Genomic DNA, 10877 nt, shown 5'->3' with positions numbered 1-10877 from the left:
ATGCATTCCTTATCGGCGCTTTGGTGAAGGGGTGGGGCGAAGTCTCCCACGGTCTGTACTGGCTAGAGTCAGATGCTGGCTTTTAGTCCCACCACCCCAACAAGTCTAACCATACAAGCGGGCTTGCCTGCGATGGCATCAACTCGGTGTACTTGATAGACCGAGGTGTCTGCATCGCAGGCAAGCCAGCTCCCACATTAGATTGAGTTCAGTTTCAAATATCAGGTCGGCTGTCAGGCCGCCTTGGCTTCGCTTTTGATCTAACCACTCAGGTCGGCTACTAGGCCGCCGTGCTCTTGCTTTTGATCTTGATCTTAGGCGCCCCGTTAAACCACGCTGGCCGAACGCAGGCTTTGGAGCGGGGGTAAACCGGCAGGACGCCGGTTTAGCCGCGATGGGCCAAGGATGGCCCATGGCGGCGGCCCACGGTCCAAAGCCTGCGTGAGGGCACACCGAGCCTAGGCGAGGTGCCGAGTGGTGGGGCAAGAGCCCTTTTGGTTACTTTTGGCTGGGCCGGCATTCCGGGCTCTTTTCCAAAAGTGACCCGCCGTAAGGGCGGAACCCATAGCAGCCGTTACCCAAATAACGGATATGTACCCAGCGCCCCCACGACAACCAAAGAACTCAACCCATAAAAAAATGTGTAGATACCTATAGCTATCGCAGGCAATCCAGCTCCCACAGAGGCTAGTGTTTCGCCAGCAGCAGGCAATAAAAAACCCCGCATTGGCGGGGTTTTTATTGGGTTACTTTTTAAGTCCCAGCTTCTTCAGCTCTTCATCACGCAACTCACGGCGCAGGATCTTGCCCACGTTGGTGGTCGGCAACGCATCGCGAAACTCGACAGCCTTGGGCACTTTGTAGCCGGTGACGTTGGCGCGCATGTGTTCCATCACCTGCTCCTTGGCCAGGGTTGCCCCCGGCTTGACCACGATAAAGAGCTTGATGTGCTCCCCGGACTTGTCATCCGGCACGCCGATGGCCGCACATTGCAGCACGCCCGGCAGGCCCGCCAGCACGTCTTCCAGCTCGTTGGGGTAGACGTTGAAACCGGAGACCAGAATCATGTCTTTCTTGCGGTCGACAATGCGCATGTAGCCATCCGGCTGGATGATCGCGATGTCACCGGTCTTCAACCAGCCTTCGCTGTCGAGGATTTCGGCGGTGGCGTCTTCGCGCTGCCAGTAGCCCTTCATCACTTGCGGGCCTTTGACGCACAGCTCGCCGATTTCACCCAGGGCCAGTTCGACGCCGTCATCGGTGATGACTTTGCACACAGTCGATGGCACAGGAATGCCAATGGTGCCGATCTGGATGTTCTGGATCGGGTTGACCGTCGCCACCGGGCTGGTCTCGGTCATGCCGTAACCTTCGCAGATATTGCAACCGGTCACGTCTTTCCACCGCTCGGCGGCTGCCAATTGCAGCGCCATACCGCCCGACAGGGTGACTTTCAGCGCGCAGAAATCCAGCTTGCGGAAGCCTTCGTTGTTGCACAGCGCCACGAACAACGTGTTCAGGCCAACAAAGCCACTGAACTTCCACTTCGACAGCTCCTTGACCATCGCCGGCAGGTCGCGCGGGTTGCTGATCAGGACGTTGTGGTTGCCGATCAGCATCATCGCCATGCAATGAAAGGTGAAGGCATAGATGTGGTACAGCGGCAGCGGCGTGATCAGAATCTCGCAACCTTCATTGAGGTTGGAACCCATCAGCGCCTTGCACTGCAACATGTTGGCGACCAGGTTGCGATGGGTGAGCATTGCGCCTTTGGCCACGCCCGTGGTGCCGCCAGTGTATTGCAGCACGGCAACGTCGCCGCTGGCCGGGCTGACATCGTTGACCGCTTGGCCGTGCCCCTTGGCCAGCACGTCGTTGAACTTGATCGCGTTGGGCAAGTGATAGGCCGGGACCATTTTCTTCACGTACTTGATGACGCTGTTGATCAGCAGGCGCTTGAACGGCGACAACAGATCAGCGACTTCGGTGACAATCACGTGCTTGACGGCGGTCTTGGGCACGACTTTTTCAGCCAGGTGCGCCATGTTCGCCAGGCAAACCAGGGCCTTGGCCCCGGAATCATTGAATTGGTGTTCCATTTCCCGCGCGGTGTACAGCGGGTTGGTGTTGACCACGATCAGGCCGGCACGGATGGCGCCGAACACGGCCACCGGGTATTGCAGGACGTTAGGCAGTTGCACGGCGATTCGATCGCCAGGCTTCAAGTCGGTATGCTGTTGCAGGTAGGCGGCGAAAGCGCCGGACAATTCGTACAGTTCACCGTAGGTGATTGTCTTGCCCAGGTTGCTGAAAGCCGGTTTGTTGGCGAAGCGCTGGCAGGACTGTTTCAGTACCGCCTGAATATTTTGATACTCGTCTGGATTGATGTCTGCAGCAATCCCGGCGGGGTACTTATCCTTCCAAAAGTCTTCATTCATGGAAGCCCACTCCTCAGCGACGCGAATTCATCATCGCATTTGATGCGATTATTATTGGTGTATGTTTTTTTAAGGTGAATCTGGCGCTTTCAAGCAGGCCGAGAAGTCACAAAGCGCGCCGAGAGTAGCAGCTTTGCCAAGGGCCGCCTAGAGCCAAAAGAGGGCCCTACAGTCATAAACATGACTCAAGAATATCCAATAGTCATTTTTAGAGCAAAAATTCTATATATTTGAAAGTCGCTCTGGAATGGGCCTTTCAGCCCACTCACAGATTTTTTTAATCGCATTTCACATCAGGCGATATCACGCAGCTCTCTGCGTAGAATCTTGCCCACCGGCGTCATCGGCAACGAGTCGCGCAACACAATATGCTTGGGCACCTTGTAGCCGGTGAAATTGGTCTTGCAGTACGCCTTCAGTTCTTCAAGGCTCACGCCCTGCGTGCGCGCCACCACAAACAGCTTCACTGCCTCCCCGGTGCGCTCATCCGGCACGCCGATCACTGCGCAGTTGGCCACCGCTGGATGCGCCATCACCACGTCTTCGATCTCGTTGGGGTAAACGTTAAAGCCCGAGACGATGATCAGGTCTTTCTTACGATCAACAATGCTCACGTAGCCATCGTTATCGATCACGGCAATGTCGCCGGTTTTCAGCCAGCCTTCGGCGTCCAACGTCTCGGCGGTGGCGGCCGGTTGCTGCCAGTAGCCCTTCATCACCTGCGGGCCCTTGATGCACAGCTCGCCGCGTTCGCCCAACGGCAACTCATGGCCGTCGTCATCAATCACTTTCATCGCCGTGCCCGGCACCGGAATGCCGACGGTGCCGAGGCGCGACTGCCCGCCGTACGGGTTGGTGCTGGCCACCGGTGAGGTTTCGGTCAGGCCGTAGCCTTCGCCGATGGAGCAACCGGTCACCGCCTTCCAGCGCTCGGCCGTGGCCTTGATCAAGGCCGTGCCGCCGGAGTTGGTGATCTTCAGATGGGAGAAATCCAGGCTCTTGAAATCGGGGTGGTCCATCAGCGCCACAAACAGCGTGTTCAGCCCCAGCAGACCGGAGAACCGCCATTTTTTCAGCTCCTTGATAAACCCGCCAATGTCCCGTGGGTTGGTGATCAGCACGTTATGGCTGCCGGTCACCATCATGCACATGCAGTTCGCCGTGAATGCATAGATGTGGTACAGCGGCAGCGGCGCGATCATCACCTCCTGCCCTTCCTTTATCAGCGGCTGGCCATTCTCGCCAACCTGGGACATGCACGCCCGCACCTGCTGCATATTGGCGACCAGGTTGCGGTGGGTAAGCATCGCGCCCTTGGCGAGGCCAGTAGTGCCGCCGGTGTATTGCAGCACCGCGATGTCATCCAGCGTCACCGGATGGCGGGTCAGGCTTTGGCCCGCCCCCATGCGCAAGGCGCGTTTGAACGACACGGCGCGTGGCAGGTTGTAGCCCGGGACCATCTTCTTGACTTTGTCGACCACGGTATTGATCAGCCAGCCTTTGGCGGCCGGCATGAAGTCGCCCATCTTGGCTTCGATCAGGTAGTCGATCTCGGTGTCGGCGCACACTTCCTGCACCCGCGAACCAAACAGGTTGAGATAGACCAACGCGCGAATGCCGGCATCCTTGAACTGGTGGCGCATCTCGCGCGGGGTGTACAGCGGGTTGGTGTTGACCACGATCAGCCCGGCGCGCAGTGCGCCGAACACGGCAATCGGGTAATGCAGCACGTTGGGCATCTGCACCGCGATACGCTCGCCCGGCTTGAGATCGGTGTGCAGTTGCAGGTATCCGGCGAACGCCGCACTCTGGCGCTCAAGCTCGGCGTAGGTCAGGGTGATGCCCATGTTGCTGAACGCCGGACGGTCGGCAAAGGCCTTGCAGGAACGCTCGAACACTTCGATCACCGATTTATACGTGGTGAGGTCGATGTCGTTGGGAACGCCCGCCGCGCGTTTGTCATTCCAGAAATCAGGTTGCATTATTCTTGTCCTCTTACCTGAGTATGTCCGGCCGCTTTTATGAAGGTGTAAAAGCGGAGCTTTAGGGACGTTAGCAGCTATGACCAAACAGGCAAATACACCCAACTGTGTCATTTATTGTATGAATCTTGCCCCTAACGTGTAGGCAGATACACCAGCCTCCGGCAGATGAGCTATACACTGCAACGACCCTGAGCAAAGGAAGCGCCATGAACCACAGCACCTTCTGGCTGACCGCGAATGACCGCAGCCGCCTGTACGTCAACCAATGGCTGCCGGACGGCGAGGCAAAGGCCATGATCATGCTGTCCCACGGCATGGCCGAGCACAGTGGCCGCTATGCACGCCTGGCCGAGGCCTTGTGCGCAGCTGGCTACGGCCTGTATGCGCTGGACCAGCGCGGCCATGGTCATACCGCCGATCAGGGGACGCTGGGGCTGTACGCCGAGAAGGATGGCTGGAACAAGGTGGTGGGCGACCTGGCCAGCCTCAATCAGCACATCGGCCAGCAGCAGCCGGGCTTGCCGATCATCCTGCTGGGCCACAGCATGGGCAGCTATATCGCGCAGGCTTACCTGTTGCACCACAGCGCCAGCTTGAATGGCGCGATTCTCAGCGGTTCGAATTTCCAGCCGGTGGCGCTGTACCGCGCAGCTGGCGTCATCGCGCGGATTGAACGGGCGCGCCAGGGTTTGCGCGGGCGCAGTGCACTGATCGAGTTATTGTCATTCGGCTCGTTCAACAAGGCGTTCAAGCCAACCCGCACCGCATTTGATTGGCTCAGCCGCGACCCGGATGAAGTCGACAAGTACATCAACGACCCGCTCTGCGGCTTCCGCTGCACCAACCAGCTATGGATCGACCTGCTGGGCGGCTTGCAGCAAATCAGCAAAGCGTCCAATCTCGCTCAGATCGACCCGGGCCTGCCGATTCTGGTGATGGGCGGCGAATGTGATCCGGTGAGTGAGGGCAACCGTCTCAAAAGCCTGGCCCATGCGCTACGTGAGGCCGGCTGCCAGAACCTGCAATTGAATATCTACCCGCAGGCGCGTCATGAAGTGTTCAACGAAACCAACCGCGATGAAGTCACAGCAGATGTGCTGACGTGGCTCGAACAGGCCCTGGCGTTACGCAGGCCGACCCGCTGCGAATAACTTTGTCTTTAAAATCAGCCGTTTAAAATCAGCCAATTAAATTACCGTTTAGCCACAGGATGCACCTTTAGATGACTCAGGTTACCAACACCCCGTACGAAGCCCTCGAAGTCGGCCAGACCGCGAGCTACAGCAAGACCGTCGAAGAGCGCGATATCCAGTTGTTCGCCGCCATGTCCGGCGACCACAACCCGGTGCACCTGGATGCCGAGTACGCCAAGGCGACCATGTTCAAGGAGCGTATCGCCCACGGTATGTTCAGCGGTGCCCTGATCAGCGCGGCCGTTGCCTGCGAGCTGCCTGGGCCGGGCACTATCTACATCGGCCAGCAGATGACCTTCCAGAAACCGGTGAAAATCGGCGACACCCTGACCGTGCGTCTTGAAATCCTCGAGAAGCTGCCCAAGTTTCGCGTGCGCATTGCCACCCGCGTGTTCAACCAGCGCGATGAGCTGGTGGTGGATGGTGAGGCGGAAATCCTCGCCCCCCGCAAGCAGCAGGTTGTGACGTTGACTGAGTTGCCGCCAATCAGCATTGGCTGATCAAAATCTCGACATCAACATAAAGCAAAATGTGGGAGCGGGCTTGCCCGCGAAAGCGGTGTATCAGTCACCTTAGAGGTTGACTGACTCACCGTCTTCGCGAGCAAGCCCGCTCCCACATTTTTACACAGCAGGCGCTACACAGCAGGGCTTACGACTGAGCGCGAGCCTGGTTACGCAGGGCTTTCACCTGGTCGTGGTTGCGTTGTGCGCCGTGGAACTGACGCTCAACCAGGTCACGAATGCCCAGCAGGTTGTGCTTGTTGATCTTCTCGATCGCTTCCTTGTAAGCCTTCAGGGCGTGGTCTTCACCGCGCTCGGCTTCGTTCAGCACAGCCTCTTCATCTTTGCCGGTGACCAGCGACTTCACGTCGACCCAACCACGGTGCAAGGCACCCGCTACCGAACCGGATTTTTCCGGGTCGCCGCCCAGCGCTTTAACTGCAGTTTGCAGTTCAGCGGCCGCAGTAGCGCAGTCGGTGGAGCGTTTCACGAACAGGGCTTTGAGCTCTGGGTGCTTGATGTCTTCAGCACAAGTCGCGAAGCCTTTCTGGCCGTCTTTGCTGGTCTCGATCAGGTCGTTGAGTACGGAGATCGATTCTTTGTTGATGTCAGTCATTTTTCAATTCCTTGTGCGGGTTAAGAAACGTGTCTTAATGATTGCAGCGCCCGTGCCAGGTTTTGAAAAATATATTTATTCTTATATTTCAATGACTTGTAAATTATTGAACCATCTGTATGTACGTTATTTGCATGATCTGTCATTTGGCCTTCATGCAGAATGCCTGTATTTTCAAAGGCCTCGACTCAAACCACTGAAGTCCCATGAACCCCGAAAAACTCGAACTGCTGATCACCCGCGAAATGCCTTTCGGCAAGTACAAGGGGCGGATCATCGCCGACCTGCCCGGCCCTTACCTGAATTGGTTTGCCCGTGAAGGTTTCCCCCACGGCGAGTTGGGCGGGTTGCTGGCCTTGATGCAGGAAATCGACCACAACGGCTTGTCCGAACTGCTGGAACCTCTGCGGGCAAAACACGGCAAGCCGGCCCCCCGTCATTAAGAGCCCACGCCATGCCAAGGAATGCAGATAACGAACTTCACTGGCAGGCCATCGCCCAGCGCTATGCGCTGGAGCCTGGCCCGATCAACCTGGAAAACGGCTACTTTGGGCGCATGAGCCGCGCTGTAAGCGCGCAGTACCTGGAGCACGTTGCGTTTATCAACCGCAGCAACTCGCTGTATGTGCGCCAGCGCTTCGAGCAAGGTGAACAGGTCGAGATCCGCCGCCAGCTGGCCGGGTTGATCGATGCCGACCCCGAGGCGGTCGCCTTCACCCGCAATGCCACCGAAGCCTTGCAGTCGCTGATCCGTAACTACAACTGCCTGCAACCGGGCGATCAGGTGCTGATCAGCGACCTGGAGTACGACACGGTCAAAGGCGCAATGCGCTGGTTGGCGAGCTATCGCGGTGTAGAGGTTATTGAGATTTCTCACACTCACCCGGCCAGTTTCGACAGCCTGGTGCAGGCCTATCGCGATACGTTCGCTCAGTACCCGCGCCTCAAGCTGATGGCCCTGACCCATGTCACCCATCGCACCGGGCTGGTGATGCCGGTGAAGGCGATTGCCCAGGCCGCGCGTGAGCATGGCGTCGATGTGATCCTCGATGGCGCCCACGCCCTAGGCCAGATCGACTTCAACCTCGCGCAGCTGGGTATTCAATTCGCCGGCTTCAATTTGCATAAATGGATCGGCGCGCCGCTGACCCTTGGCTTTCTGTATATAGCCCCGGAGCGCCTGGCCGATATCGACCCGGACATGGGCGAATTTCATTACCCGGCCACCGATGTACGCGCGCGTACGCCCTACAGCACACCGAATTTTCCGGCGCTGATGACCTTGCCGCTGGTGCTGGAAGAACACCGCGCCTTGGGTGGCTCGGCCGCTAAAGGTGCGCGGGTCAATTACCTGCGGGATCTGTGGGTGAGCCAGGTGCGGCCGTTGCCGGGGGTTGAGGTACTGACGCCGGATGATCCACGCCTGTATTGCGGGATCACCGCGTTCAAGTTCACAGGGCGGGATCAGCAGGTGATGGTGGACCGGTTGCTCAAGGAGCATGGCGTGTTTACCACCCTTCGAACGGGTGCGGCGTTTGGCACCTGTATTCGAGTGACGCCGGGGCTGGTGACGTCGGCGGCGGATATCAATGTGTTGATCAACGCGATTACCGAACTCAACAAAGATTAAAACTGTGGCCACTGGCTTGCCTGCGATGGCGGTGGGTCAGCTTTGGATGCATCTACTGATACACCGCTATCGCAGCATGGGTATCTACGCAGCTTTTTGTGTTGCGCTTAGCTTTTGACGGGGTTTTTAGGTAGATGTGAGTACATATCCGTTGCTGCGGTAACGGCTTAGTAGGGTTCCGCTCTTACAGCGGCTCACGTTTGGAAAGACCCAAAAGTAAGCAAAAGCAGAGCAGAAGCAGAGCACCACCCTATCTAGCTGATGTAATGAGATCCCAATGTGGGAGCGGGCTTGCTCGCGAAGGCGGTGGGTCAGTTACACATGAGCTGGCTGGCCCACCGCCTTCGCGAGCAAGTCGAGTCGTCGCACCGCCGCGCCCACAGCTTTCCAGAAACGCTCAAGCGATGACAATGGAAGATTTGGAGCAGATTGTGGATTCAGAGTGCTCCGATTTATTGGTAGTGAGAGCAGCAGGTGGAGGAAGCATTTTGGGGGCGCTAACCCTAATTCATTTTCGCATTCCGACAGGCATTCGTGCCTGGATCGAAGACGTCGTAGTAGATGCCAGTGCTCGAGGTCAAGGGGTCGGCAAAGCACTCATACAAGCAGCAATAGAAAAAAGCCAGAACCTCCGCGCGAGAACTCTGGATTTAACCTCCAATCCAGATCGTGAACCTGCCCATCGTTTATATGAGGGGGCAGGATTTTCGGTCCGTACAACAAAGGTCTACCGACATATCAAATGACTAATGGATAGTCCTTCAACGCATGGCGATCACTCTTGCGTACAGGAGCGTCCGGAATGTCAGGCCGCTCACGACTGCCGCGCCTCTGTTTTTCAGAGATGCTCTTCCACGCGCTCAACCCTGTGCTTTTCTTCGCGCCATTGCATCGCGTCCGCGCAACAGAAGGCGTGTCGCCCGTTTATTTCTAGCGCAGAGGTGAAGAAGAACTGCCCCACGGTTAGCTCGCCGACCGCATAAATCTGCCGTGCCGAGCCCGTCCGCCCCTGAATGCGGTAGGTATCCGGGTCGACGCAGATGCCACCCATAGGATGACAGGTGGCCGTGCCGTTCTTGATCAGCGAGCCCAGCAAGGTCGACTCAATGAGGTTCGCATCTCGAGGAAAGCCAGTCGCGTAGATCACCCGATCATAGACATGCTCCCAGCCAGCCACGCGAATGCTCAGTCCCGGCACATCTGGCTCGGGCGCGGCGAACGCACCGGGGACGAATTCCAGCTGGCCGCTTCGCAGGTAACCGAGGATTTTGCGCGCGTTTTCCGCCGGGATGGAGACTCGGTAAGCCATGAAGAAGCTGAAATACTCTCTCATGAACCTGGCTTGTGCAGTGTCGTCCAGCGCCTGCCAAAGGTGTTCGATGAAGCCGTTGGTTGCATAGAGGATGGCCTGCCAGATACGCGGAGCTTTCGAGACATTGATCTCGTTCTCGATGAAGCTGATGACGTCGGCCGGCGGTGCTGGCAGAGGGATCACAGCACTCGTCGAGGCCGAGTCGTGGGCGGCCAGTTCCTTGCGAAACAGTGCGACCAGATCACTGATCTGCAACGGCCCGTTTTGCGCGACCAGCGCGCGCACACCCTCGCGGGTCAGGTGCTTGAGCTCGACGCGCTCCTGGGTTCCGCGAACCACGGGGAAATAGCCGCTACGCGAATGCATGCGAATCAACTCGCGATGCCCGCCTTCGATCAGCGCGATCACCGTGTCGATGGCACTCAACCGCGCACCGATTACGGCCACCCGCTCGTCCGGAGAAATTGTCTTCAGCAGGCGCGCAACCGGATAGGGTGTCGCCAGGACGCGCTCGTCGTGCTTGTCGGGATCAATTTTCTTGGCCAACGGCCCGCAGAACAGCAAGACCTTGTGCGTGGCGATACTCAGCCCGCATTGCGTCCGCACGGTCTCCATTCCGTCAATCAGATCGATAGCGCAGACCTCGGCATTCATCAGCACAAATTGGCAGCCGAGCGAGGCGCCACGCAATACGATCTTCTTGATCTGGTCCTGCAGGTAAACGCCGAACAAGGCCCGCGGAGCAAAGCTCTCCGGGGTCGGACGAAACTCGGGAAAGTCATGCCGCCACGCCCCGGGATGGTCTTCTAACCAGCGCTGGAAATGACCAGGGAGATGCGGATAGGGCGTAATGAAACCTGTCTTGGTATTGAGGATGTTGCTCTGCAGATCAGCCTCATAAGCCGCGCCGCGCCCGAAGTCTTCGCGTTTTTCGAAGAGGTAAATGGTCCCGGCCGGTGCATTGCATGCAGCGACGCGATCCAGGTGACGTTGCAGGAATGCGATAGCCGTCGAGCCGCAGCCTACGATTGCAAAGCCATTTTTCATCACGGTATTTCCTTATATTAAACCGCTTCCCTTACGTGTGTTTCGGCCCGACAGCAGACGTGGCGTAGCCAGCCACTCCCCGTTCCAGAAGAACGCAGAGCAGCTAGCGGTTAACCGATTCAGGATACTTCAGCATCGCCAAAGCTCGCCCCT

The 10877-nt window shown here is 57.8% G+C and carries 9 protein-coding genes; 5 read left to right on the top strand and 4 right to left on the bottom strand.

Annotation, left to right across the window (positions count from 1 at the left end):
- Nucleotides 1-746 precede the first annotated feature (746 nt).
- Together fadD1 and fadD2 are read right to left on the bottom strand one after the other, a co-directional pair.
- The gene (gene fadD1 / locus E0F99_RS12955) at nucleotides 747-2438 is read right to left on the bottom strand and encodes a long-chain-fatty-acid--CoA ligase FadD1 (protein ID WP_083357078.1); all 1692 of its coding nucleotides are present in this window, start codon (nucleotides 2436-2438) and stop codon (nucleotides 747-749) included.
- Nucleotides 2439-2731: 293 nt separating this feature from the next.
- On the bottom strand, nucleotides 2732-4420 hold the full coding sequence (gene fadD2, locus E0F99_RS12950; RefSeq protein ID WP_083357077.1) for a long-chain-fatty-acid--CoA ligase FadD2: 1689 nt from the start codon (nucleotides 4418-4420) through the stop codon (nucleotides 2732-2734).
- A 209-nt stretch (nucleotides 4421-4629) separates the two neighbouring features.
- On the opposite strand from fadD2, the gene E0F99_RS12945 reads away from it, so the two are divergent.
- Together E0F99_RS12945 and E0F99_RS12940 are read left to right on the top strand one after the other, a co-directional pair.
- A complete protein-coding gene (locus E0F99_RS12945; RefSeq protein ID WP_083357076.1) occupies nucleotides 4630-5574 on the top strand; it encodes an alpha/beta hydrolase in 945 nt (314 codons plus the stop codon).
- A 71-nt stretch (nucleotides 5575-5645) separates the two neighbouring features.
- On the top strand, nucleotides 5646-6116 hold the full coding sequence (locus E0F99_RS12940; protein WP_024077080.1) for a MaoC family dehydratase: 471 nt from the start codon (nucleotides 5646-5648) through the stop codon (nucleotides 6114-6116).
- Between the two features lie 151 nt (nucleotides 6117-6267).
- Here E0F99_RS12940 and E0F99_RS12935 read toward each other — a convergent pair whose 3' ends face one another.
- Complete coding sequence (locus E0F99_RS12935; protein WP_083357075.1) at nucleotides 6268-6735, bottom strand: ferritin-like domain-containing protein; 468 nt, start codon at nucleotides 6733-6735, stop codon at nucleotides 6268-6270.
- Between the two features lie 206 nt (nucleotides 6736-6941).
- On the opposite strand from E0F99_RS12935, the gene E0F99_RS12930 reads away from it, so the two are divergent.
- From E0F99_RS12930 to E0F99_RS12920, 3 genes are all read left to right on the top strand, one after another.
- Complete coding sequence (locus tag E0F99_RS12930; protein ID WP_003213031.1) at nucleotides 6942-7178, top strand: DUF3820 family protein; 237 nt, start codon at nucleotides 6942-6944, stop codon at nucleotides 7176-7178.
- Nucleotides 7179-7189: 11 nt separating this feature from the next.
- Entirely contained in the window at nucleotides 7190-8365 is a 1176-nt protein-coding gene (locus E0F99_RS12925; RefSeq protein ID WP_083357074.1) for an aminotransferase class V-fold PLP-dependent enzyme, read from the top strand.
- A gap of 410 nt (nucleotides 8366-8775) precedes the next feature.
- Nucleotides 8776-9111, top strand: a complete 336-nt coding sequence (locus tag E0F99_RS12920) for a GNAT family N-acetyltransferase (protein WP_232000127.1) — start codon at nucleotides 8776-8778, stop codon at nucleotides 9109-9111.
- A gap of 92 nt (nucleotides 9112-9203) precedes the next feature.
- Here E0F99_RS12920 and E0F99_RS12915 read toward each other — a convergent pair whose 3' ends face one another.
- A complete protein-coding gene (locus E0F99_RS12915; RefSeq protein ID WP_083357072.1) occupies nucleotides 9204-10724 on the bottom strand; it encodes an FAD/NAD(P)-binding protein in 1521 nt (506 codons plus the stop codon).
- Nucleotides 10725-10877 lie beyond the last annotated feature (153 nt).

Origin of the sequence: Pseudomonas antarctica (assembly GCF_900624995.1) — a bacterium.
GTDB lineage: Bacteria > Pseudomonadota > Gammaproteobacteria > Pseudomonadales > Pseudomonadaceae > Aquipseudomonas > Aquipseudomonas antarctica.
This window is presented reverse-complemented; position numbering and strand designations above follow the sequence as displayed.

Bases quoted from the DNA above. Each gene is read 5' to 3' on its own strand.
- fadD1 (WP_083357078.1), bottom strand. From the start codon at position 2,438: ATGAATGAAGACTTTTGGAAGGATAAGTACCCCGCCGGGATTGCTGCA.
- fadD2 (WP_083357077.1), bottom strand. From the start codon at position 4,420: ATGCAACCTGATTTCTGGAATGACAAACGCGCGGCGGGCGTTCCCAAC.
- E0F99_RS12945 (WP_083357076.1), top strand. From the start codon at position 4,630: ATGAACCACAGCACCTTCTGGCTGACCGCGAATGACCGCAGCCGCCTG.
- E0F99_RS12940 (WP_024077080.1), top strand. From the start codon at position 5,646: ATGACTCAGGTTACCAACACCCCGTACGAAGCCCTCGAAGTCGGCCAG.
- E0F99_RS12935 (WP_083357075.1), bottom strand. From the start codon at position 6,735: ATGACTGACATCAACAAAGAATCGATCTCCGTACTCAACGACCTGATC.
- E0F99_RS12930 (WP_003213031.1), top strand. From the start codon at position 6,942: ATGAACCCCGAAAAACTCGAACTGCTGATCACCCGCGAAATGCCTTTC.
- E0F99_RS12925 (WP_083357074.1), top strand. From the start codon at position 7,190: ATGCCAAGGAATGCAGATAACGAACTTCACTGGCAGGCCATCGCCCAG.
- E0F99_RS12920 (WP_232000127.1), top strand. From the start codon at position 8,776: ATGGAAGATTTGGAGCAGATTGTGGATTCAGAGTGCTCCGATTTATTG.
- E0F99_RS12915 (WP_083357072.1), bottom strand. From the start codon at position 10,724: ATGAAAAATGGCTTTGCAATCGTAGGCTGCGGCTCGACGGCTATCGCA.